Raw genomic sequence first — 23,089 nt, forward strand, 5'->3', positions numbered from 1 at the left:
TTACTTTTTATACCAGCCTATACCGATGGCACCTTCACCTAAATGCGTGCCGATGACAGCGCCAAAATAAGAAAGACTCCATTCAATATGAGGATATTCTTGTTCTAAGTCTCGTTGAATTTCTTTTGCTTCATTTTCACGATTAGAATGAATAACTACAGCTTTCATAGGTACATTTTCTTTTGCATCCTCATCAAGAAGCTCCGTGATTCGTTTTAACGCTCGCTTACGCGTACGAATTTTTTCAAACGGAACAATTTTTTTAGATTCAAAATGTAGCACTGGCTTTACTTGAAGCAGACTTCCGATAATAGCCTGAGCAGCATTTAGGCGACCTCCACGCTGCAAGTGAGATAAATCATCTACCATAAAATACGCACGCATTGATAGTTTCATCTCTTCAAAACGCGCAATGATTTCGTCAGGATGTTTATTTAATTTGACCATCTCGGCTCCTTCAATCGCATAAAAGCCTTGAACCATACAGCTGATTTCTGAATCAAATACGTGCACGTCAAAGTCTTCTACCATGCTACCTGCCGTCAAAGCACCCTGATACGTTCCACTAATTCCACTAGATAACGTAATAACGATAGCAGCATCGAATTGATCTCGTTTTAACTGTTCAAACAACTCTACAAATTCTCCGATAGCAGGCTGAGAAGTGGTTGGAAGATTTTTTGCTTCTTTAATTTTTTCAAAATATTGATCTGCAGTCATATCTACTTCTTCACGATATGTTTCTTCACCAAAAATAACGCTTAGCGGTACCATATGTATATGATAGTTTGATCGAATTTCCTCTGATATATAGGCGGTACTATCTGTAATAATTGCTGTTTTCATAAGATAGGGATCCATCCTTTGTTATATAAAATAATTTCACTCTATTCTACAACATTTAGGATTAAAATGCATGTAACGAGAGGTTTACCTATTAGTAAAAGCTCCCTCACGTATACATATTAATTAACAAACCTTGAATTTCTCCAACCCGCTTGAGTAAATTTAAACTGTCTTTTTCTTTTTGAAGGATATCATTTGTCAAGTCAACTAGTTTCGTATCCACTTCTTTCACTAACTTATATACTTTAGTCGTTCCTCTATGATTAAATCCTCTTTCTTCATGAAGTTCAAAACCATTTTTAACGACTTCGTTCATAAACTGCTTCACAAGCGTCTTGTATTTCCGCAAAGAATCAATAGTTTGACTTTTCACTAACTGCTCTCCCTGTTCTTCAATTTTATTTATCACTTGAGTTAAATGTTCATAGGTTAGTTCTTTTTGTTTCTTGGCCATTACTCCTGTAAATGAAACCGAACCACTTACTTCTTTTTCTCTAATGAGATTCATGGAAGAAGAAAGACTGTTAATTCGCTGTACCTCCACTATGTATCTCTCCTTTCTCTGTTAGTATACACTCCATTCAATTTAGACTTTTAGATGTGCTAGCTTGATTAGCTGAAAGTTTCGAGAGGCATCTGATGCGTGGATATGATGATTATCCTTTAGCTAACAGTGATACTTATGTGCTGTTCATAAGAAGACAGCTTGTTTTTTCGGAGCGAAGAGGTAACTTTAGGCGTCGCTTTTAACACTTCATTCCAAGCGTTAGAAAGCTTCTTCATCATTTGTTGAACTTCACATAAAATAAACGTATCTTTTTTAAAATTAGCCATAATTAATCGCTCAGACATATAGTTGTATAGGGTATCTAACTGCTCTGCAATGATACCTGCTTGATATGTTAAGCCAATTCCTAGCCGATATAAAATATCGTTGCACTGTTTAATTTTTTCATTCGCTATAAAATAATCACTGCGTTGTATTGCTATAACAGCGTCATCAATATTTTGAATAAATTTTTCATACATCATAGCTGTTAGCTCTTGCGGAGATTTATGATAGATTAATTCTTCCGTTATAAAATTCAGCTTCATCACCTTCTTGTCTTCTTTAAATCAGTTTTCTATTTATTTCACTAAAAGCTAACTTTTAAATTTTTAAAGGATACCAGTTGAGGTTTGAATAAATTCTTCTACGATCTCATATGTATCTGAGTATATTGAAGACTTTCCTTTACCAGAGTTTGCATCAACTTGATAGACATTGTTTTGAGGTATGGATGCTTTCGTCGAAAGTTGTAGGATCCTTAAGATTTCCTTTATGCTTAAGCAAAGTTGAAGGATGAGTAAATGCGCAAAGGTATCATCCTTTGCCTTCCTAAAAGATATTTTCTCCCCTTAACTTATCGGTTGTTTTCCTCTCTTATTAAATATGACTTTTTACCTACAATTTCAAAAAAAAGTTATAAAAAGAAAAAAAAGTCCGATATACCTAGTAGTATATCAGACTTTTGAACTTATCTTACTTCTACCCAACCGTTTTTGATTGCCACAACAACAGCTTGAGTACGATCATTTACATTCATTTTTTGCAAAATATTACTCACATGGTTTTTAACGGTTTTTTCACTAATATATAATGCTTCTCCGATTCCTCGGTTACTTTTACCATCAGCTAACAGTTGTAGCACTTCGCACTCACGACGTGTTAACAAATGTAGTGGACGGCGAATCTCAATTGGTTCGTGCGGATAAGAAGACGATTGTCCTTGAGCTGCTAGTCGACGGTACTCTTTTACTAAACTATGCGTTACCTTAGGGTGTAAATATGAACCACCTTCTGCAACTACTTTCACCGCCTCAATTAACGCATCCGCATCCATTTCTTTTAGCAGATAGCCTCGCGCACCTGTTTGTAAGGCATGAGTTACATATGTCTCATCATCATGGATAGATAAGATAATAACTTTAGCGTCCGGATTTACTTCTACAAGCTTTTTCGTAGCCTCTACACCATTTACAGCCGGCATGTTAATATCCATGATTACAACATCAGGCTGATGTTCTTCTACAAGGTCAATAACTTCGCTACCGTCGTCACCTTCTGCAACTACTTCAAAATCTTTTTCGAAATCTAAAATTCTTTTTACTCCTTCACGGAATAATTGGTGATCGTCGATTATGATAATTCTTGTCTGCATGTTTGATTCCTCCCCAAATCGAACAACAAATGTTTTACTCTATATTGACCCCTATTTATATACATATCTCTGCCTTTTTAAGCGGCTATAATCGGTACTTTAATCATAACAAGCGTGCCTTGGTTAATTTTCGAATGAACAGAAATAGTGCCATCTAACAAATCAACACGCTCTTTCATTCCTATTAAGCCGAACGAATTCTCTTTTTTCTCTTCTTGATTAAAACCGCAGCCGTCATCTTTGACAAGCAAAATAGCGTGTTCATTGTTGAACTCTATCTTCACTTGGATTTCCGTCGCGTCTGCATGTTTTAATGCGTTCGTTACAGCTTCTTGCACTAGACGAAACAGTGCTACTTCTAATTTTGAAGCAGTTCGCTTCTCTTGTCCAATGGAAATAAACGTAATCCGAGGCTTGCCTTCGTTATAATCTTCGATTGTATCAAGATATTTACGCAGCGTCGGCATTAGACCTAAGTCGTCAAGTGCCATCGGTCTTAAATCATATATAATTCGACGCACTTCGTATAGGGCAGAACGAACCATTTTTCGTAAATCTCGAATTTCTTCCATTGCTTCTTTTGCACTACGTTCCCGGTAAATTCGGTCAATTAATTCCGATCTCATCATAACATTTGCAAGCATTTGAGCTGGGCCGTCATGAATCTCTCTTGACAAACGTTTCCGTTCCTCTTCCTGAGCTTCAATAATCCGAAAGCCAAAATACTCTTTTTGAATAGCATCTTCTACTATTTCCCCTACTTGTTTTAAATCACTTGTTAAATAATTTAACACAACGGAAATTTGACCTACTAGGTGATCTGCACGTTTAATCGTTTCTTCCAATGTAAGCAAGCGTCTTTCTAGTTCATCTCGACGATTACGCAGCTGATATTCGCTTTGCTGATTCATCAGCAGCTTGGTTTGTAATTCGTGTGCTTTTTCATAAGCGTCTTTTACTTCAGGCTCTGAATAAATTTGAAAATGTCGGCTCACATCAGACAAACGCTTTCGAGCCAACCTTGCCTGAGTTTCCAATTTATCGCCTTGCTCTATCGTCTCAAGAACTTTTCCTTTTAACACTTCTAACTCTTCTTTAATTTGCTGATATTCTTGTCTGGCATCTTCAGAAAGGCGATAGACTTCATTTTTACTATCTCCCACTGTGCCAATAATCTTCTCGAAAATTTCATCAAGTGCCTTGCTTGTTAATTTATGTTTCGACATTTACTCACCCCAAACTATACTCACATTCGGAGAAATGTCTATACGTTCATGCTATATATAGTATTCGTATGACCTATCTGAATTGTGAGGATAAGATCCATATTTTCTCCCTATCTGACTTTTTATATCCAAAAAGTAACGGTTGTTTTTAGTACCCTCAAACTCGACATCAATCGACGCTTGACTCGCGTTATTTGAATAGATTACCATTTACGCTCACTCTTCAACAGTGACTAACTGCCTGTTTAAACCATTTCATTATTTAGCTATACAAGCCTGCACACTCTTTTATTATAACGTATATTCTTTATAGCTTGTTCAAGTGATGTTGAATTTGATTAATTGATGTCTTTTCATAAACATTTTATACTAATAGCAAGTAAACAGTACGTAAATACCCGTTTTTCTTCTATTTATAACGCTAAGGAGGATTTTTTGATTGTTATCACAATATTATACCGTAAAACAAGAAGGTTCACATGAAATCACTATTCAAAAATCTAGATTCATTTGTCATATGAAACGTGTAACAACTGAGGAAGAAGCTCAGCAATTTATCCAAGACATTAAAAAACAGCACTGGAATGCTACTCATAACTGTTCAGCTTACCTAATTGGAGAACGAGATCAATTTCAAAAAGCAAACGATGATGGAGAACCAAGTGGAACAGCAGGCGTACCAATGTTAGAAGTGCTTAAAAAAAGAGGCTTAAAAGATACGGTGGTCGTCGTTACGCGCTATTTCGGAGGCATTAAATTGGGCGCAGGTGGCTTGGTGCGCGCGTATGGAAAATCCGTTTCCGAAGCGTTAAATGAATTAGGTACAGTCAAACGAACTCTCATGGCGGTTATGCATACAACCGTCGACTATACATGGCTTGGAAAATTAGAAAATGAGCTTCGCAGTTCCATTTATCTATTAAAAGAAATCCACTACGCAGATATGGTAGAAATTGAAACATTTGTAGAGGAAGCTCAAACAGAAGCATTTACTGAATGGATGACCGAGCTAACAAACGGCCAAGCAGATATTCGAGCAGGTGAGACGACCTATTTAGAAGAAGATGTAGAATGAATTATTTACTCTTATTAAAAAACATTGTACAATTGATAGATAGCGCAACTATTCTGATGGTTGCGCTACTTGTCAATGAGTAAAAACCTCGTACAGATGCATAGCTTTGACGAGTTTGATTCATACATTCCAATTTATAACACATACTAAGTGTCACAATAAGTGTTCGAATATACGAATAAAAGGAGAAACCGTATGGCTCAATATAGACGTTTTCAAAAAAGAGTAAACAAACGGAAAAGAAAACGAAGGCTTTTTACATTTTTTCTGTTACCTATCCTTATTTTAGGGCTTTCTGCAACCGCTTATGGCTCTTATTTATTTGTTAAAGCTAAAACAGTAGCTTCTGATTCTTATGAAGGGCTCGGAGATCGCGATAATTCTCCTATGCGTGATCGTAAAATCGATCCCAAAAAAGATGATATATCCATTTTATTTATGGGCGTAGATGATAGTGAAACCAGGAAATTCGGAAAATCAGCCCGTACAGATGCTTTAATTTTGGCCACCTTTAACGAAACAAATAAAACCGTAAAGCTTGTAAGCATACCTCGAGATTCGCGGGTTTATATACCTGAAGTGAACAAAAAAGATAAAATTACTCATGCGCATGCTTACGGAGGTCCAAAAGCAACTGTAGAAACGGTAGAACAGCTGTTTAATGTCCCTGTTGATTACTATGTTAAAGTGAATTTTAAAGCTTTCACAGACATTGTAGACTCACTTGGGGGAATCGATTTTGATGTACCTTATGCGATGAGTGAAAAGGACTCAAAAGATCGTCATAATGCTATTGTCTTAAAACCAGGAAATCAACATTTAAATGGCGAAGAAGCGTTAGCAGTTGCTCGAACACGAAAACAAGACAACGATATTGAGCGAGGAAAAAGACAACAGCAGTTGATTGAAGCCATGATTAAAAAGGCTGCTTCCATTGGATCACTAAATAAATATGGCAATCTTATCGAAGCTGTTGGCGATAATATGAAAACGAATTTAATGTTCGGTGAAATGCTTTCGTTTTATGATTATGCTTCGAAAAAAGTAGACATCGAAACCATTAACTTAGACGGCAGCGATGAAAAAATTAACGGCGTTTACTACTTCAAATTAGATAATAATTCAGTAGAAAAAGTAAGTGAAAAGCTCCGCAAGCATTTAGGCATTGAATCAACTTCAGATACAACAGAATAATTAAAAAGACCTCTTGGATATCCAAGAGGTCTTTTTAATTAATTTTTCAAACGAAGCCCACGAACCATGTTGAGAATTGGCCTATATGTCTTATCAACTAGCCCTATCTTTTCAACGATAATTTCAATCGCTACAAGGAGGATAGCTAGTACAAGAAAAGACCCCCACATTGTTTGTACCTTTGAGAAGATAACTGCCGCTAAACCAAATATCGCACTCATTCCATAAATAATTAAAACCGTTTGTCTATGGCTGTACCCTAAGCGCAACAAGCAATGATGCAAATGAGATTTGTCAGGAGCCGATAGCGGTTGATTTTTTACGATTCGGCGAATAATAGCAAAGAACGTATCTGAAATTGGTACTCCTAAAATAATAACTGGAACAATGAAAGAAATAACCGCTACATTTTTAAATCCTAACAGAGACAATACAGAAATCATATAGCCTAAAAATAGTGCTCCTGTATCGCCCATGAAAATCTTAGCGGGGTGAAAGTTGTAAAACAAAAATCCGAGCGTACTTCCCAATACGATGAAACCCATGCTTGTCACAAACACATTGCCCATCATAATAGCCATACCCGAGATGGTAATCAATACAATAGAGGAAACGCCGGCAGCTAATCCATCCAATCCATCAATTAAATTAATAGCATTGGTAATTCCTACAATCCATAATACCGTAATTGGAATACTTAACATTCCGAATTCTAATTTTCCGCCAAACGGCAAGTTAATGAAGTCAATTTGGACTCCACCGTATACAACAACAATTAATGTCGCTACTAGCTGACCGCCTAATTTGATTTTAGCGGATAGCTCAATCATATCATCTAAGACACCGGTAATGATGATAATGATGCTTCCGATTAAAATCGGCAGCGCATATTTACTGTCAGGCTGTAAAACGAGGTATCCAATAAGAAAACTAAAAAATATCGCCAAACCTCCAAGGCGAGGCATAATTTTTTGATGAACTTTTCGTTGATTTGGTTTATCCGTTGCACCTATTTTAAACGCCAGCTTCTTAACCAGCGGAGTGATCAGAATAGATGTAATAAAACAAATAAACAAGGTCAAATATAGCATGGAGACCCTCCTCAGGTTTATGTTAACCAAAACCATAAAAAATGTATCCAACTTTATATAATTGGATAGTATTTCAAATTGTGTATAACAATAATTACTTACTTATCCCAAAATGGATTATATCACAATGATTCTACTACTTAAATAGAAATTTATTCTCAAAAATTAGCACATTTACAAACTATCAGTAGAAAAGAACTGTATTTTTTGGTGTATAAACAGCTGATTTACTTTATTCTTATGTGGTTATTTTATGTAGAACATTTTCTTTACTATACTTTATTAAAATATAAGCGAACTCCCCCCTTTTCGTCTAATTTATTCGTCATCTCTAACTCTTTTTCCTTTTTATTAAGCATATTTAAACCTTTATTTTTATTTCACATGGCCCCACTCATTATATGAACAAACTTTTGACCTATGCATGTCCACTACCTCAAACCACATTCACTGAATCGTTGTCCTTATCTTATATCAGTTAAAAGTTAAAATATAGTGAAATGGATAGAGATAAAATTAAACAAAAAAAGGAATTTTATCAAAAAAAATGAAACTTATTTCGATACGGTTCGTAATAAATAGTAGAAACAGCATCAATCATCTTACATAAAGGGGGTGTTGAATGAACTATGTTCGGTCTATCTGTTCAAACAGTGTATTTATATGGATTAATTATCTGCGGAAGTCTCACCTTCTTATACATTTTATTTAGCGATTTGTTAGATGGATTATCTGAAGCGATACCTTTTTTTAACCCCACTCTTCTTTTTTCTTTTTTAACATTCTTTAGTGCCAGTGGATATTTGTTCACCTATACGTCATTGCAAAATTATTGGATTATTTCGATTTCCGCTCTTATTGCCCTTCTACTTCTTATTTTGCTCAACGTTTTTGTATTGATTCCTTTATCATCGGCTGAAGAGTCTCTTGCTTTTACTGAAGATTCGTTAAAAGGAAGACTTGGTACCATTATTACTTCCGTTCCTGCAGATGGTTATGGAGAAGTATTTATCGAGGGGGTTAGCGGCACTATCTCCAAACCCGCTGCCAGCTTTAAAAACACTGCTATACCTTTAGGCAGCAAAGTTCTTGTTGTAGATATACAAAGGGGCAACGCACTCGTTGTGATTTATGAAGAAGTTATGACCAATCACTCATTATAAATAGTATTAGGGGGAGTTTTATGTTTTCAACACCTATATTAGTTGTCATTGGAATTGTTGTTTTTTTATTAATTGCGCTGATTGCCGTATTTATTACAAAATACCGTACCGCAGGTCCAGATGAAGCGTTAATTGTAACAGGAAGCTATTTGGGAAATAAAAACGTGCACGTCGATGAATCCGGAAACCGCATTAAAATTGTTCGCGGCGGTGGTACGTTTGTGCTGCCAGTTTTTCAGCAGGCTGAGCCTCTGAGCTTGCTGTCAAGCAAACTGGAAGTATCTACACCTGAAGTATATACAGAACAAGGTGTTCCTGTTATGGCTGATGGGGTATCAATCATTAAAATTGGAGGTTCTATTTCAGAAATTGCAACGGCCGCTGAGCAGTTTTTAGGCAAAGCAAAAGAAGATCGTGAAACCGAAGCTAGAGAAGTCTTAGAAGGTCACCTTCGCTCGATTCTTGGTTCTATGACGGTAGAAGAAATTTATAAAAACCGTGAAAAATTCTCTCAAGAAGTACAGCGCGTAGCTTCACAAGATCTGGCTAAAATGGGTTTAATTATTGTATCGTTTACAATTAAAGACGTTCGGGATAAGAACGGCTATCTAGAATCTCTAGGGAAACCTCGTATTGCTCAAGTGAAGCGAGATGCTGACATTGCAACAGCTGAAGCTGAAAAAGAAACAAGAATCAAGCGTGCTGAGGCTCATAAAGATGCCCAAAAAGCGGAGCTTGAGCGAAATACAGAAATCGCGGAAGCTGAAAAGATGAATCAGTTAAAAACCGCTGAATATCGTCGCGAACAAGATATTGCCAAAGCTCGTGCTGACCAAGCATATGATCTAGAAACGGCTCGCGCAAAACAAGATGTAACAGAACAAGAAATGCAAATCCGCATTATTGAACGTCAGAAACAAATTGAATTAGAAGAAAAAGAAATTCTTCGTCGTGAACGTCAATACGATTCTGAAGTAAAGAAGAAAGCAGATGCAGATCGTTACTCTGTTGAGCAATCCGCAGAAGCTGAAAAAGCAAAACAGCTTGCTGAAGCAGACGCCAACAAATATCGAATTGAAGCAATGGCTAAAGCTGAAGCTGAACGCGTTCGAATTGATGGTTTAGCAAAGGCTGAAGCTCAGCGTGCCCAAGGTGAATCTGAAGCTGAGATTATCCGCTTAAAAGGTTTAGCTGAAGCAGAAGCTAAACAAAAAGTAGCTGAAGCATTCGAGCAGTTCGGTCAAGCGGCTATTTTAGATATGATTATCAAGATGCTTCCTGAATATGCAAAACAAGTTGCAAGTCCTTTAGCAAATATCGACAAAATTACGGTTGTGGATACAGGAAGCAACGGTGAAAACAGCGGAGCTAATAAAGTGACTGGCTATGCAACAAATTTAATGTCTTCTCTTCAAGAATCGCTGAAAGCATCCTCAGGTATAGATGTGAAGGAATTGATTGAAAACTTTTCTGGAAAAGGAAATGTGCGACAAAGCTTGCACGAACTAACGGATGAAATCAAGCAACAAAACAAGAAAGAAGATATCTAAAAATAAAAAGCATGCGGATATAATCCGCATGCTTTTTTAACCTCTTAACACTCGAAGAAGAAACCTAGGTAATTCTAACTGACGCTTCCATCTCCATGGTTCTTTTAACAGTCGATAAAGCCACTCTAAACCAAACTTTTGAAAAACAGCAGGTGCTCGGTTCAATCGTCCTGAAATAACATCGAACGAGCCCCCTACGCCTTGATAAACAGAAGGATTAAGTTTCTCTTTATGAGCAATAATCCAATTTTCTTGGGCTGGACTGCCTAAAGCCACAAAAACAATTTCTGCTCCTGAATCATTAATCTTACGTTCAATGACTTCTTCATTTTTTTCGTAGCCATTTAATGTTCCAACAATTAAAATCCCTGGAAACATCTCTTCCAACTTAGCTTTGGCTTCATCTGCAATTCCAGGCTTGGCTCCGTATAAAAAAATTCTTTTACCGTTATTCGTTGCTTCTTTACACAGCTTCAGCATCATATCAATACCCGTTACACGCTCACGAATACGGCCCTTTTTGAGCTTTGAAGCTAAAATCACACCGATTCCATCTGGAATTTGATAAGTCGCTTGATTTAATAGTGACTTTAATTCCTGATCTTCTTGTGCTTTCATAATTTTTTCAGGGTTGATTGCTACAATAAATGATTTTCGGCCTTTATCTATATCCTGAAGTAACTTTGCCGCTAGCTCATCGTACGTGTCGCTACAAACGTCTATTCCTAAGATGTTTTCCTTCATTAAATCACCCGTATGTTGATTTTTTAGTTTTTTACAAACGAAAGACAGGCTGTTCAGCCCGTCTTTTTATAAAGTAGAAACTTTTGAATCACCAAGTAACACTACGTCAAAGCCTGCTGCTTTCCATTGATCACGCTGAATGCAGTTTTTCGTATCAAAAATAACTTTTGTACGCATGTGATTTTCAACAGCTGATGGAAGAAGCTCTTTGAACTCATTATGATCTGTTAAAATAAGAATCACATCCGCATGTGCAACAGCTTCATCCAAACTTTGCGTCTGACGTTCGATTTTATTCTCTTTGATATGAGGATCAAAGGCTGTGTAATCAACGCCCAGCTTTTCTAAATGATGAAGTACATCTGTTGATGGACTTTCACGCATATCGTCAATATTTCCTTTAAAAGCTAAACCTAAAACAGCTACACGTCCATGTTGAATGCCCTTTTCATCTAGTAGGCTTTTCGTTTTCAACGCTGTATATTCAGGCATTGAATCATTTGTATGACGAGAAAGAGAAATGATTTTTGCCAGTTCTGGCTGAAGCTCCGTTAAGAACCAAGGGTCAACAGCAATACAGTGGCCGCCTACACCAGGACCTGGTAAATGAATGTTTACACGTGGATGATAGTTCGCTAACTTAATCGCTTCCCACGCATTTACACCAATTTTTTCACTAATTTTTGCCAGCTCATTTGCAAACGCAATGTTTACATCACGATATGTGTTTTCGATTACTTTCACCATTTCAGCTGTTGTAGCATCCGTTACGTGAATATTTCCTTTTACAAATGTTTTATAAAGCTCAACAGTCAAACGACTAGACTCTTCGTTAATACCACCAACAATACGGTCATTATTTACTAGTTCCTCAAATACCTTTCCTGGAATAACGCGTTCAGGTGAATGAGAAACAAATAACTCACTGCCTAATTCTAAATCAGTTTCTTTTAGCACAGGTAGCATAACGTCTTCTACTGTACGCGGAGGAACTGTGGATTCTAAAATTACTAAATTTCCTTTACGAACGTAAGGAACAATCGATTTTGTCGCTTCCCGAACATAGTTCAAGTTTGCCGTTTTATCTTCATTAATTGGTGATGGTACAGCAATAATAAAAATATCCGCCTCTTCAGCTGTTGTGCCTACCGTGAAGTGTCCTTTGTCAACTGCTGATTCTAAACGTTCTTGTAAGCCGTTTTCTTCTATATGAAGTTGCTTATTTTTAATTAATTCTACTGCTTTTTCATTTACGTCGACACCATGTACATATAAGCCGTGATTGGCAAACATAACAGCTGTCGGTAAACCTATATATCCTAAACCAACTACACACAATTTCTTTGTCATTGCAGAAAATCTCCTTTATATGACATGCTTAATAAATAAAACCTATCTGATATTATATCGAAAAATGTCATTTCATGATAGCATTTATATAAAAACATGAAATAATTTCTTTTACTTATTATTATGTAACATTTTATGAGAATTCATCAATAAACGATATAACCATCTTTTGTGCAACGAGCTCTAACCCAAAAGAACTATTGAAAATCTCCTTGATTCCCAATAGTTCCCCTAGTAAATATATTTTACATATGCCCTTCTTTTTCGACAATTTCTCTAAAATAGCTCACTAACTCTTCTCGCAGCGGTTCTCTTTGCAGAGCTAAATCAATTGTTGCTTTAATAAATCCAAATTTATCTCCAACATCATAACGTTTTCCTTCGAAATAATAAGCAAGAACACGTTGGAATTCATTCAGACGTAAAATAGCATCTGTTAATTGAATTTCTCCTCCTGCGCCAATCTCTTCTCTGCTTAAGATATCAAAAATTTCCGGTGTTAAAATATAGCGCCCCATAATTGCATAGCCTGAAGGGGCCTCTTCTGGATTCGGTTTTTCAATGAGCGTTTCTACGTCTAATAATCCTTTTTCAAGAGGCTCTCCTTTAGGACCTACAATTCCGTACTTTGAAGTTTCTTTTCTAGGCACCTCCTGTACACCAACTACAGCGCATTCATATTTTTCGTATACGTCCATTAACTGTTTCAAACAAGGTGTTTCTGATTGAACTACATCATCGCCTAGCATAACAGCAAAAGGTTCATCTCCGATAAAACTTCTTGCACAGTGAATGGCATGACCTAATCCTTTAGGTTCCTTTTGACGAATGTAGTGAACATTAGCCAAATTCGAAATCCCCTGCACTTCTTCAAGCATGTCCCACTTTTCTTTTGCGGCCAATGTTTCTTCTAACTCATATGATTTATCAAAATGGTCTTCGATTGCTCTTTTTCCGCGACCGCTTACAATTAAAATATCTTCAATACCTGATGCTACTGCTTCTTCCACAATGTATTGAATCGTTGGTTTATCTACAATTGGCAGCATTTCTTTAGGCTGTGCTTTTGTAGCCGGCAAAAAGCGTGTCCCTAATCCAGCTGCTGGAATAATAGCTTTACGAATTTTCACTTACTTTTCCTCCTGTCAATGTCAATCGTGCTTATTGGTTATAGTATAGTAAGTCTGCGATTGAGTATGTACACAAAGTCATGTTGAGTCCATTTCTTTTTATAAAGAGTCATGTTGGATTCTGCTTTATCATAACAAAAGATTTTGTATAATTCTATTTTTATCCTTTATAATGAAAAGAAAATTAATCACTTATAAATATAATTTTATGCTCCACTTATGTATAGAAAGGAATGGGATTATGAGTTCGTTTTCAGATCACTTACAGCACCAATTTATACATCATTTCCCGTACAGTGATGCACGCTATCGTACGAATGCCCAAGCAGGACTAGACCTTTACCGTACCCATTCATTCTTCATTTTGCACAATGATGAACAGATATTAAACGTTAAAATCGATTCGTTTTATGTTGAACTAAACAAGCAGCTGCTCCCTGAAAGTACCTGTTCTTGTCAGCATAACGGATTTTGTGAACACTGCTTTGCAGCGTTTTTTTATATGTATTCATTAATAGAACCGCTTGCGCCCCTATTCAAAAAATGGCGAAACCATGAAAAAGCAGCTTTGACTATGCTATCTGCCAAACAAGTGTTAAAAAAGCCGAAGGCAACTTTTCAAGAGTGGAGACAAACTTTTGAGGAGCAGTATACGCTTTTTATGCAGGGGCGGAACGAAAATGACCGTTCCATTTATCATGAATATTATCAGTACTATTACCGTTCTTTAGTGAAAAAGGCTCCTGACCATCCATTGCTTTATGCTTTATTTTGTATGTATGGAGCGGTCCATACATTCTATAAACTATCAGCTCAATTACAGGCACATCAGCTTTCTACTAACATCGAGGAATCATTTGTATATAGTCACGTCTACAAAATAACAAATGAAATTTATACTACCGCTGATTCATTAAAGCAAACGAAATACGATGGAGATGCATTATCTATTATAAAGGACAGCATTCCATACATCCGAGAATTATTACATAAAGATATGCCTTTACAATATGAACGTATTGAGATTTATCGCGTTATTTGGCAAAAAGTCTTCACGTTAGAAAAGTGGCGAAAAACTGAGGAACGCGAATTAAAAGCCAAGCACGGTTCTTTTATAAACAATACAGCTCTTTCCTATCTTTTATTCCTTCAAGAAAAAGATGGCGAAGCAAAAGAACGTTTGAGCGATGAAACACTACAAATGATTCCCTATCTTATTCCTTGGTTAAATGATTTATTGCACGAAAAAGAAACTGACCGCTTTGCTCAGTGGGGCTCTTATATAATGGCCTATATAGGAGATTACGTACGCACCGTTCCGACTACTTATCAAGGAAGCCGAAACATGGTCTCCATGATTGTAAATTTATTTCAGCACTATAAAGACTTAACGAACGATCAAACTTTGTATACTGAAGCATTGCAAACATTACTTCCCTATAGTTTTATTGAATACAGTGATTTTCTATATGCTTCTGACCAATTGAAAAATTGGGTTGAATTACAGGTGCTTCTTCAATATGACAGCATCAAATATGACGAGCAAACGATAGAAGCCTTAAAACAAAAAGATGAAAAGCTGGTTATTCCTCTTTATCATCAAATGATTTCAAAGCTGATTTATGAAAAAAAGAAAAGCAGTTATCAAGAAGCCTATATCTACTTACAAGAATTAAAGAGACTTTATCTACAAATGAATCGCTCTCTACTATGGGAACATTATATAGAAGAATTAGCGATAAAAACGAAGAAACAGCGCGCGTTTCAACAACTATTAGAAAAAGGAGATTTACTGAATGTTTGATTTGTTTCATTTAACACTTGAAGTCGAACCTGTACACGGTGACTTTTTTCTCTACTGTGTATCACCTAGCGGCCAAATTTTGCTCCCTGATACATGGAAAGATGCGCTGTTTTTATGGCATGAACAGACCTATTACGGAAGCGAAGCTACACAGGTTGAGATTAATGGAAAAAAAGGAATTCTTCTTTCTGCATGGCAAATGTTCACTTTCATACAATTACCTATTCAACAGCATGTGTTGAAACCGGCTTTGTCCGCTTCAGCGGAAGCTTATCAGCAAATTGCAGTCGATATGACAAAGAGGATTATCCAAGGGAAATTTCATTCTCTTCCTTTTAAAAAACAAATGACTGGATCGCTTTCACAAGCTGATGAGCAAGAGTGGCGAGCACAAATTAAAGAGAGCCTATTAAAAAAAGAAGGAAAGGACTTTTTAATAAGCATAGAAGGCGAGAGCTATAATCCTCCCTTTGACCTTTCATTGCGTATTGTAGAGCCAACGACCGATGGAGATGTATGGACGGCTGAAACATTCGTGATTCCCCACGATGAAGCCAAAGAACCTTTTATACTGGGAAGAACGCTTCCTAAAGAGTGGAATCACTACGAATCATATATCGCTTACGAACACAAACGATGGAAAGCATTGGCTCCTACTTTATACCAAAAAGGAGCGTTTATTCAGTCTGTCCTAACAGATGAGGAAGTATGGGAATTTCTAACTCAAGATAGTGTAGCATTGATTAAACAAGGTGTCTCTATCCATTTGCCAAGCTGGTGGGAATCATTAAAAAAAGCCACCATAAAAGTATCTGGCGCTATAGAAAATACTTCATCTGCATTGTTTGGTAAACAAGCTATCAGCAGCTTCCGCTGGTCATTTTCTATTGGCGATCAAACTTTCTCAGAAGAAGAGTTTCGGAAATTAGTCGAACAAAAACGCCGATTATTATCTATTAACGGACAGTGGATTCAACTGGATTCTAGATTAATTAAACAAGCGCAGAAAATTGTTAAAGAAGCTAGTAAAAAAGGCGTCTCAATTCATGAAATTTTAAAAACGAAGCTAACCTACATGGCAGACAGTAAAACCGATGAAGAAGAGGTAAAAGTTGAGTTCCAACTCCCCGCTTCCTTTCAATCATTTATTACATCCTTAACGGATTTAGAACGGCTGCCGGAAGTGCTGCCTCCCTCTGAATTTAAAGGTGCATTAAGACCTTATCAGCAACAAGGTTTGAATTGGCTCATGTTTTTGAGAAAGTTTTACTTAGGAGGATGTCTAGCAGATGACATGGGGCTAGGTAAAACCATTCAATTAATTAGTTATTTAACAAATATTCATCAGTTACATAGCTCTCCTTCTCTTATCATTTGTCCAACTTCTTTAATTGGAAACTGGGAAAAAGAATTACAGAAATTTGCCCCTTCTCTTCGTGTTCATGTTCATTACGGGCCGAAAAGAACCAACGGAGACGCATTTGAGAAGATATGTGAAAGTATTGATGTTGTGATCACGACTTATCAAGTTGCTCTTTTGGATGTCGAATTGTTGAAAGGGTTTATGTGGAACAGCATTTCCTTAGACGAAGCACAACATGTTAAAAACCCGCAGACTAAACAGGCGAGAGCCATCCGTCAGCTGCAAGGAAGACACAAAATTGCACTTACTGGAACTCCAATTGAAAACCGTCTGCTGGAACTATGGTCATTATTTGAATTCATCAATCCTGGTTACTTAGGAACAATCAATTCATTTAAAAACCGATTTGTAGCAGGCATTGAAAAAGGCGAGAAACCTAAACGAACTGTTGAGCTTAAAGCACTCATTCAGCCTTTCTTATTGAGAAGAACAAAACAAGATAAAAACATCGCCCGCTCACTGCCTGATAAACAAGAACAAAAAGAATATATCCCGCTGACAGCGGAACAAGCTTCACTTTACCAGGAGCTAGTTCAAGGAATGCTTCAAGAAACAGAGGAAAAAACAGGATTTGAACGAAAAGGCATGATTTTGCAAACACTAAATAAGCTAAAATTATTATGCAATCATCCAGCTTTGTACTTAAAGGAAAGTGCAGCTAAACAAACGGTACGGCGATCTCATAAAAGTGAAAAAATTATTGAACTCGTAGAGAGCATTCGCACACAGCAAGAAAGCTGTTTAATCTTTACTCAGTATATTGAAACAGGACTCATGCTGCAAAGAACCTTAGAAAAAGAAATCAACGAGCCGGTTTTATTCCTTCACGGAAGTTTGTCAAAAGAACAAAGAGATGCAATGGTTGCTCAATTTCAAGCAAGAAAAAAAGCCATCTTTATCCTTTCTCTTCGCGCAGGTGGAACTGGATTGAATTTAACAGCTGCAAATCACGTTATTCATTTTGACCGATGGTGGAACCCAGCCGTTGAAAACCAAGCAACCGATCGCGCCCATCGAATTGGGCAGAATAAATTTGTTCATGTTCACAAGTTTATTACAAGAGGAACGATTGAAGAGAAAATTGATGAAGTGATCAATCAAAAACAACATCTAAACAATGAACTCATCCAAGGAGATCAATGGGTAACAGAACTTTCTAATAAAGAACTACAAGAGCTTCTTGCATACAGAAATGAATAAGGAAAATTATAAAATGTGTTACAACGTTACTAAAAAGAGGACTTTTTTACTTGTCCTCTTTTTTTATTAGATCATTCGACACAAAAAAATAAGTGCAAATCACTCTCCAGCTACTGATAAAGATACAAAAAGCGCAATAAATAGCGTTTTTTGAATAAAAAGGTATTTTTATAGCGAAAAAGCCCCTTTACTTTCTCTTTAAATTCCAGCATATTTATACATATAATATTTTTGTAATTTAATAGACATATTGGAAAAATAAATACGAAACATTTACATAATTAGGGGGATTTATTAATGAAAAAAAGGCAGCTCGCTTTATCTCTAGGCGCCATTGTTGGCGGGACATTCTTATATCAAGCTTCAGCTGAAGCATCTGCTTCAACTGTTCAAGTGAAAGCTGGAGATACACTTTGGTCATTATCTACCAAATACCATACAACAGTAGAAGCTTTAAAAAGCGTAAATAAGTTATCTTCAAATACAATTCACATAGGACAAACGTTATCGATTCCTTCTGCTTCAACCTCTCAACCATCTAATAAAGAAGAAAAGCCTTCAGCTCCTGCTACTGGTTCAACCTATAAAGTTCAAAGCGGCGATACCCTTTGGAAAGTTGCTACTCGTTTTAATATGAGCGTAGAAGAATTAAAACGTTTGAACGTTCTTTCTTCTAACATTATTTATATTAATCAAACGTTAAAAGTAAATGGAAGCAATAGCGCATCGACTCCAACTACGAGTAAACCAGCAGAAACTCCTTCTAAGGATGCAAACGGAACTTACAAAGTTCAGCGTGGAGATAGCCTATCTAAAATAGCTTCGACATTTCACATGAGCGTCAGTGAGCTAAAACAAATAAACGGATTAACGTCTAATACGATTTATGTAAATCAACAATTAAAGGTATCAAAAAGCAGCCAAACAACTACGCCAACAACAAAACCAAGTACATCCACACCTTCAACTTCTAACGGCACATTAAATGTATCGCAAATGATTTCAGATGCAAAACGTTATATAGGTGTTCCTTACAAATGGGGTGGCACAACTCCTTCTGGTTTTGACTGCAGCGGATTCATTTATTACATAACGAAACAACAAATTTCTACAACTCGCTATACGACGGCTGGTTATTGGAGTGTATCAACACCCGTCAGTAATCCACAGCCTGGAGACTTAGTGTTTTTTAATACATATTCTAGCGGTCCTACACATATGGGCATTTACCTTGGTAATCGTCAATTTATTCATGCTGGATCTTCTACGGGTGTAACCATTGCAAGCTTAGATAACAGCTACTGGAGCAAGCGCTACTTAGGTGCAAAAAGATTTTCTAAATAATTAATAGAAGCTGAAACAAAAGTATTTTAGTTGAAGGAAGATCCGAACGAGTTTGATTCTTGATGGAGAATCAAACTCGTTCGGATCTTTTCATTGGTAGGGTGGACGTAGGTTTCATATATGTAGGTGCTTCTAGCTGTTGAGTGGAGGGCAAAGCGAAGACTCCTGCGAGAAAAGAAGAATAGATGAGACCGCGCGCAAGTGACGAGGAGGCTCATCGGCCGTCCGCGGAAAGCGAAGCCTTGTACGGAAATCAACAGTGGTGTAACAAGTGATCCATACTAGCTCACCCCATTTGTTTGTCTTTAGATTGCATTAATTCAGTTATGTCTCAACCTCTTATATACAGAAAAAAACCGTTAAATGATTTAACGGCTGAAATAGAGGAATAGTTCGGGGATAGTGAATACTTTAATTTTCTCTCTTGAGAATATAGAAAGAGCCTTGCTCTTAAAGAGGATCTATCTTCTATTATGATAGATAAGAGGAATTAAAACCTTAGCTCAACTAATCACCCCCTTTCATACTAGATAACTTTATTCTTCTTGCTGATTTGAATCAAATGAAGAAGAACCGGATGGTTTTCCACTTAAAAACTTAACAGCATCAGCCACAACGTCGGTCATATATACTCGTTGCTGAAGGTTATTTTCAAATATGCGCGTTTGTATACGCCCTACCACACCTACAACCGCTCCTTTATCACAGTAAGCAGCCGTATTTTCTGCATTTTTTCTCCACAGAGTAATGTTGACAAAATCAGCATCATATTCACCCTCAACATTTCGAAACGTTCGATTAATTGCTAAAGTAATAGTAGATACTGCAATCCCTTCATGGGTATATCGAAGCTCAGGTTTTTTTATCAGTCTTCCTACAAGAACAATATGGTTAATCATAGTCTACCACTCCAACTGATTGAATAATGGGAATCTTTAAGCTCATTCATGTTATAATATGGATAACCTATTATTTACGTAAAGGAGGAAACATCAATGAAAACATTTAAACTTGTGTCATTTCAATTGGTTGATGATCAAGAAAAGCGTCAGTCTGTCTCACTAACTAATGGCCTTATTATTAATAAAGAAGACGGCGAAAATAACTGGATTTTAGAAGCAGTTATCGATAAGAAATGGTACGATGAATTTCATGTTTTGTTGAAAGATAAACAAAAAATGACGGTAGAAGCTAAAATTACGAAAGAAACAAATGATCCGGCTACCTTTATAGCTACCGTGGCTTCCATTACTTCAATTGGTGAAAATCGTATTAGTTTGTTGATGAAAGGTGTTTTAAAAGAACGGAGACTTCATTATGCTGAAATGCTCTTAGAGGATTTAATTAACCAAGGGTTATCAGGTCAAGATTTACTTCAACAGTTCAAACTGCAGCTTCGAAACAGACCGATAAAAAGTACATCTAAAAAATAAGTCAAGTCATCTCAAGGTGTCTGGATTTAAAAGAGAGGATTATTATTTGCGGTCTTTTTCGTTGGTCCATGAGAAGGGTAAAGAAAAGAGAACTCACTGGAGAGGTACCTTTCTTTTTTTCCTAAAAATAAATGAGCACAACTAGAACGTTTGAAGCGATTATCTCTTATGCGAGCGCCTTGCCTTTTTAAATAAAAATTTGTCATTTTTTCACTCCTTTTTCTTTGTAATTCGTATATTAATGCATTTTTCCCCGTTATTCAACCATTTTTTTCAATATACCGAACAAAAAATAGGATTTTTTTACTATAAAAACCTCTATTTTTGTTCTTTTTTTTATATCCATGCAGAAAAATGAATCTTTTTAGAGAAAAAAAAGAAATAAAAACAGGTTTTATTCCCTTTATTGCAGAAGGTAAAGTGTATATGTTTCATATTGTGCGAATTCAGCATGTTACAAAGAACATGAACTACATTCGAACAATAAGACATATACTTATCTTTACGAAATCAGGTGATGCATATGAAGGATTTTGGAGAAACAATTAAACATTTCAGACTAAAAGGAGGATTTTCACAAGAAGAATTAGCAAATCAGTTGAATGTTTCTCGTACAACTATTTCAAAATGGGAATGTTCGAAACAAACGCCTTCCATTTTTGATTTTCTATCTCTATGTAATTGTTTTCAAATTACGCTGGACCAACTTATTGAGCCTTCCTCTTATAAACAAGATCATTTACATGACTTCCAACTTCTTTACTTAACAAGAAAATGTGAATCGGATTCACACGACGAGACCATTTTAACCCTCATAGATAAACAGCCCTTATTGAAACATGTGCTCTTACAATTTTCATCTCTGTCGCCAACACTTCAAAAAGAGTTGCTAACGGATATTATACCTTTATTAAAGAAACTTTTTTCTGCTTTGCAGCGCCAATAAAAAAAGCTGCATCAGCAGCTCTTATGTACTATTCTTTTTTATCGCCTAAAGCAAACATAATATCTGTTTCGCAGACTAACTCTCCATCTACCGTTGCGATACCTTTTCCTTTGCCAATAGATCCACGCGCACGTACAATTTCAACCTCTAAACGCAGTTGATCACCAGGTCTTACTTGCTTTTTAAAACGGCAGTTGTCAATGCCTGCAAAAAATGCTAAACGTCCTTGATTTTCTTCTTTTTTTAGCATAGCTACTGCTCCTACCTGAGCCAAAGCTTCTACAATTAAAACCCCTGGCATCACAGGATAGTCAGGGAAATGCCCGTTAAAAAATTCTTCATTGGCAGATACGTTTTTTAAACCAACTGCTTTTTTTCCCTCTTCCACTTCTAAAATACGATCGACCAATAAAAATGGATATCGGTGTGGAATAATTTCTTTAATTTGTTCAATATCAAGCATAAATAAGTCTCCTTTCAAACCGCATGTAACATACGATACTATTATCAATATACAGAATGCTCAATTGAGAAGCAACTACTTGCTTAAGCTCTGATTCCATTAACCAAGCCCATCATTTGATCTGCAATTGAAATAGAGCGGGAATTAAATTGATACGCACGTTGAGCAATGGACATATCAGTGAGTTCTTTGCTCAAATCTACATTGGACTGTTCCAATTTCCCTTGCTCTACGCCTGCTGTTTCTCGAGCTTTTCCAGTCAAATCTGTAAACATATTCGGTTGGTTCATCCCTGCTGGAAAGGCAAATAGATTTTCTCCTTTAGCTTCTAGCACTTGCGGCTTTTGGACATTTGTTAACCCAAGTGTAAACTGGTTAACGCCCGTATTCGTAGTAACCGTTATCGTTCCACTTCCATCAATTTGTATATCTTTGAACGTGTTACTGAAAATAATAGCTTGACCATTTTCCCCCAGCACATCCTGACCAAAACCGTTTACTAATTTAACACTGTTCGGGCCTTCAGGGCTAAGATGAAAAGAACCATCTCGCGTATATTGTACAGGCTGTTGGGAATCGTTTACGGCAACTTGAAAATAAACGTTTGGATTTGATGCAGCTACATCTAATAGTTTATCTGTATTCTGAAAAGCACCCTGCGTCATATTCAAGCTCGTTTGATCTAAATAAGCGCCTGTGCCTTGCCGAATTCCGGCTGGCGTAAGTCGCTTTTCTGTTCCCTTATCTTCTTGATTGTTTACTTGTTGATACAGCATATCATTAAATGAAGCATCTCTCGCTTTATATCCTGTCGTATTTGTATTAGATAGATTATGACCAATGACATCAAGCTGCAGCTGCAGCTGTCCCATCGTATTGGCCGCTGTTATCATTGTACGGTTCATC

Annotated in this window: 22 protein-coding genes; 9 read left to right on the forward strand and 13 right to left on the reverse strand. The window is 36.6% G+C overall.

Features of this window, described 5'->3' with window-relative positions:
* The 5 genes from ACN6NE_RS10170 to ACN6NE_RS10190 form a co-directional block, all read right to left on the reverse strand.
* Window positions 1-846: a DegV family protein gene (locus ACN6NE_RS10170; protein ID WP_129705425.1), complete on the reverse strand. Its 846-nt coding sequence runs from the start codon at window positions 844-846 to the stop codon at window positions 1-3.
* A gap of 106 nt (window positions 847-952) precedes the next feature.
* Window positions 953-1,390, reverse strand: a complete 438-nt coding sequence (locus tag ACN6NE_RS10175) for a YaaR family protein (RefSeq protein ID WP_474325290.1) — start codon at window positions 1,388-1,390, stop codon at window positions 953-955.
* A gap of 119 nt (window positions 1,391-1,509) precedes the next feature.
* Window positions 1,510-1,941: a flagellar export chaperone FliS gene (fliS, locus tag ACN6NE_RS10180; protein ID WP_129705598.1), complete on the reverse strand. Its 432-nt coding sequence runs from the start codon at window positions 1,939-1,941 to the stop codon at window positions 1,510-1,512.
* A gap of 422 nt (window positions 1,942-2,363) precedes the next feature.
* Window positions 2,364-3,047, reverse strand: coding sequence for a response regulator (locus ACN6NE_RS10185; RefSeq protein ID WP_013059772.1), 684 nt, complete (start codon window positions 3,045-3,047; stop codon window positions 2,364-2,366).
* A gap of 77 nt (window positions 3,048-3,124) precedes the next feature.
* Complete coding sequence (locus ACN6NE_RS10190) at window positions 3,125-4,273, reverse strand: sensor histidine kinase (RefSeq protein WP_474325291.1); 1,149 nt, start codon at window positions 4,271-4,273, stop codon at window positions 3,125-3,127.
* Between the two features lie 439 nt (window positions 4,274-4,712).
* Here ACN6NE_RS10190 and ACN6NE_RS10195 point away from each other — a divergent pair, with 439 nt between their 5' ends.
* Window positions 4,713-5,348, forward strand: a complete 636-nt coding sequence (locus tag ACN6NE_RS10195; protein WP_129705429.1) for a YigZ family protein — start codon at window positions 4,713-4,715, stop codon at window positions 5,346-5,348.
* Window positions 5,349-5,543: 195 nt separating this feature from the next.
* Window positions 5,544-6,542, forward strand: a complete 999-nt coding sequence (locus ACN6NE_RS10200) for an LCP family protein (protein ID WP_129705430.1) — start codon at window positions 5,544-5,546, stop codon at window positions 6,540-6,542.
* A 38-nt stretch (window positions 6,543-6,580) separates the two neighbouring features.
* Here ACN6NE_RS10200 and ACN6NE_RS10205 read toward each other — a convergent pair whose 3' ends face one another.
* Window positions 6,581-7,633 carry a glycosyltransferase family 4 protein gene (locus ACN6NE_RS10205; protein ID WP_013059776.1) on the reverse strand — a complete coding sequence of 351 codons (1,053 nt, stop codon included), beginning with the start codon at window positions 7,631-7,633 and terminating at the stop codon, window positions 6,581-6,583.
* Between the two features lie 629 nt (window positions 7,634-8,262).
* Here ACN6NE_RS10205 and ACN6NE_RS10210 point away from each other — a divergent pair.
* Entirely contained in the window at window positions 8,263-8,796 is a 534-nt protein-coding gene (locus ACN6NE_RS10210) for an NfeD family membrane protein (protein WP_129705432.1), read from the forward strand.
* A gap of 20 nt (window positions 8,797-8,816) precedes the next feature.
* Complete coding sequence (locus ACN6NE_RS10215) at window positions 8,817-10,346, forward strand: flotillin family protein (RefSeq protein WP_057244806.1); 1,530 nt, start codon at window positions 8,817-8,819, stop codon at window positions 10,344-10,346.
* A 36-nt stretch (window positions 10,347-10,382) separates the two neighbouring features.
* Here ACN6NE_RS10215 and ACN6NE_RS10220 read toward each other — a convergent pair whose 3' ends face one another.
* The 3 genes from ACN6NE_RS10220 to galU form a co-directional block, all read right to left on the reverse strand.
* Complete coding sequence (locus tag ACN6NE_RS10220) at window positions 10,383-11,090, reverse strand: WecB/TagA/CpsF family glycosyltransferase (protein ID WP_129705434.1); 708 nt, start codon at window positions 11,088-11,090, stop codon at window positions 10,383-10,385.
* A 66-nt stretch (window positions 11,091-11,156) separates the two neighbouring features.
* A complete protein-coding gene (locus tag ACN6NE_RS10225; protein ID WP_474325292.1) occupies window positions 11,157-12,440 on the reverse strand; it encodes a nucleotide sugar dehydrogenase in 1,284 nt (427 codons plus the stop codon).
* Between the two features lie 245 nt (window positions 12,441-12,685).
* Window positions 12,686-13,570, reverse strand: a complete 885-nt coding sequence (galU, locus tag ACN6NE_RS10230) for a UTP--glucose-1-phosphate uridylyltransferase GalU (protein WP_129705437.1) — start codon at window positions 13,568-13,570, stop codon at window positions 12,686-12,688.
* Window positions 13,571-13,811: 241 nt separating this feature from the next.
* Between galU and ACN6NE_RS10235 the strand changes: the two genes are divergently transcribed.
* The 3 genes from ACN6NE_RS10235 (at window position 13,812) to ACN6NE_RS10245 (ending at window position 19,341) form a co-directional block, all read left to right on the forward strand.
* Window positions 13,812-15,374, forward strand: coding sequence for a replication initiation protein (locus tag ACN6NE_RS10235; RefSeq protein WP_474325293.1), 1,563 nt, complete (start codon window positions 13,812-13,814; stop codon window positions 15,372-15,374).
* Window positions 15,367-17,997 carry a DEAD/DEAH box helicase gene (locus tag ACN6NE_RS10240; protein WP_474325294.1) on the forward strand — a complete coding sequence of 877 codons (2,631 nt, stop codon included), beginning with the start codon at window positions 15,367-15,369 and terminating at the stop codon, window positions 17,995-17,997. Before ACN6NE_RS10235 ends, ACN6NE_RS10240 begins: the two co-directional genes overlap by 8 nt.
* 297 nt (window positions 17,998-18,294) lie before the next feature.
* Entirely contained in the window at window positions 18,295-19,341 is a 1,047-nt protein-coding gene (locus ACN6NE_RS10245; protein WP_129705443.1) for a C40 family peptidase, read from the forward strand.
* A gap of 536 nt (window positions 19,342-19,877) precedes the next feature.
* On the opposite strand, the gene ssb is transcribed toward ACN6NE_RS10245, so the two are convergent.
* The gene (gene ssb / locus ACN6NE_RS10250; RefSeq protein ID WP_129705445.1) at window positions 19,878-20,240 is read right to left on the reverse strand and encodes a single-stranded DNA-binding protein; all 363 of its coding nucleotides are present in this window, start codon (window positions 20,238-20,240) and stop codon (window positions 19,878-19,880) included.
* 96 nt (window positions 20,241-20,336) lie between these two features.
* Between ssb and ACN6NE_RS10255 the strand changes: the two genes are divergently transcribed.
* A complete protein-coding gene (locus ACN6NE_RS10255) occupies window positions 20,337-20,774 on the forward strand; it encodes a YwpF-like family protein (RefSeq protein ID WP_014457773.1) in 438 nt (145 codons plus the stop codon).
* Window positions 20,775-20,800: 26 nt separating this feature from the next.
* Here ACN6NE_RS10255 and ACN6NE_RS10260 read toward each other — a convergent pair whose 3' ends face one another.
* Window positions 20,801-20,980 carry a hypothetical protein gene (locus tag ACN6NE_RS10260; RefSeq protein WP_029715128.1) on the reverse strand — a complete coding sequence of 60 codons (180 nt, stop codon included), beginning with the start codon at window positions 20,978-20,980 and terminating at the stop codon, window positions 20,801-20,803.
* Between the two features lie 317 nt (window positions 20,981-21,297).
* Between ACN6NE_RS10260 and ACN6NE_RS10265 the strand changes: the two genes are divergently transcribed.
* A complete protein-coding gene (locus ACN6NE_RS10265) occupies window positions 21,298-21,720 on the forward strand; it encodes a helix-turn-helix domain-containing protein (RefSeq protein WP_474325295.1) in 423 nt (140 codons plus the stop codon).
* A gap of 28 nt (window positions 21,721-21,748) precedes the next feature.
* Here ACN6NE_RS10265 and fabZ read toward each other — a convergent pair whose 3' ends face one another.
* Together fabZ and ACN6NE_RS10275 are read right to left on the reverse strand one after the other, a co-directional pair.
* Complete coding sequence (gene fabZ, locus ACN6NE_RS10270; RefSeq protein ID WP_013059788.1) at window positions 21,749-22,183, reverse strand: 3-hydroxyacyl-ACP dehydratase FabZ; 435 nt, start codon at window positions 22,181-22,183, stop codon at window positions 21,749-21,751.
* 83 nt (window positions 22,184-22,266) lie between these two features.
* Complete coding sequence (locus tag ACN6NE_RS10275) at window positions 22,267-23,088, reverse strand: flagellar hook-basal body protein (RefSeq protein ID WP_474325296.1); 822 nt, start codon at window positions 23,086-23,088, stop codon at window positions 22,267-22,269.
* Window position 23,089 lies beyond the last annotated feature (1 nt).

The organism is Priestia sp. 53B2 (assembly GCF_056099005.1).

Bases quoted from the DNA above. Each gene is read 5' to 3' on its own strand.
- ACN6NE_RS10170 (WP_129705425.1), bottom strand. From the start codon at position 846: ATGAAAACAGCAATTATTACAGATAGTACCGCCTATATATCAGAGGAA.
- fliS (WP_129705598.1), bottom strand. From the start codon at position 1,941: ATGAAGCTGAATTTTATAACGGAAGAATTAATCTATCATAAATCTCCG.
- ACN6NE_RS10185 (WP_013059772.1), bottom strand. From the start codon at position 3,047: ATGCAGACAAGAATTATCATAATCGACGATCACCAATTATTCCGTGAA.
- ACN6NE_RS10190 (WP_474325291.1), bottom strand. From the start codon at position 4,273: ATGTCGAAACATAAATTAACAAGCAAGGCACTTGATGAAATTTTCGAG.
- ACN6NE_RS10200 (WP_129705430.1), top strand. From the start codon at position 5,544: ATGGCTCAATATAGACGTTTTCAAAAAAGAGTAAACAAACGGAAAAGA.
- ACN6NE_RS10205 (WP_013059776.1), bottom strand. From the start codon at position 7,633: ATGCTATATTTGACCTTGTTTATTTGTTTTATTACATCTATTCTGATC.
- ACN6NE_RS10210 (WP_129705432.1), top strand. From the start codon at position 8,263: ATGTTCGGTCTATCTGTTCAAACAGTGTATTTATATGGATTAATTATC.
- ACN6NE_RS10215 (WP_057244806.1), top strand. From the start codon at position 8,817: ATGTTTTCAACACCTATATTAGTTGTCATTGGAATTGTTGTTTTTTTA.
- ACN6NE_RS10220 (WP_129705434.1), bottom strand. From the start codon at position 11,090: ATGAAGGAAAACATCTTAGGAATAGACGTTTGTAGCGACACGTACGAT.
- ACN6NE_RS10225 (WP_474325292.1), bottom strand. From the start codon at position 12,440: ATGACAAAGAAATTGTGTGTAGTTGGTTTAGGATATATAGGTTTACCG.
- ACN6NE_RS10235 (WP_474325293.1), top strand. From the start codon at position 13,812: ATGAGTTCGTTTTCAGATCACTTACAGCACCAATTTATACATCATTTC.
- ACN6NE_RS10240 (WP_474325294.1), top strand. From the start codon at position 15,367: ATGTTTGATTTGTTTCATTTAACACTTGAAGTCGAACCTGTACACGGT.
- ACN6NE_RS10245 (WP_129705443.1), top strand. From the start codon at position 18,295: ATGAAAAAAAGGCAGCTCGCTTTATCTCTAGGCGCCATTGTTGGCGGG.
- ssb (WP_129705445.1), bottom strand. From the start codon at position 20,240: ATGATTAACCATATTGTTCTTGTAGGAAGACTGATAAAAAAACCTGAG.
- ACN6NE_RS10255 (WP_014457773.1), top strand. From the start codon at position 20,337: ATGAAAACATTTAAACTTGTGTCATTTCAATTGGTTGATGATCAAGAA.
- ACN6NE_RS10260 (WP_029715128.1), bottom strand. From the start codon at position 20,980: ATGACAAATTTTTATTTAAAAAGGCAAGGCGCTCGCATAAGAGATAAT.
- ACN6NE_RS10265 (WP_474325295.1), top strand. From the start codon at position 21,298: ATGAAGGATTTTGGAGAAACAATTAAACATTTCAGACTAAAAGGAGGA.
- fabZ (WP_013059788.1), bottom strand. From the start codon at position 22,183: ATGCTTGATATTGAACAAATTAAAGAAATTATTCCACACCGATATCCA.
- ACN6NE_RS10275 (WP_474325296.1), bottom strand. From the start codon at position 23,088: ATGAACCGTACAATGATAACAGCGGCCAATACGATGGGACAGCTGCAG.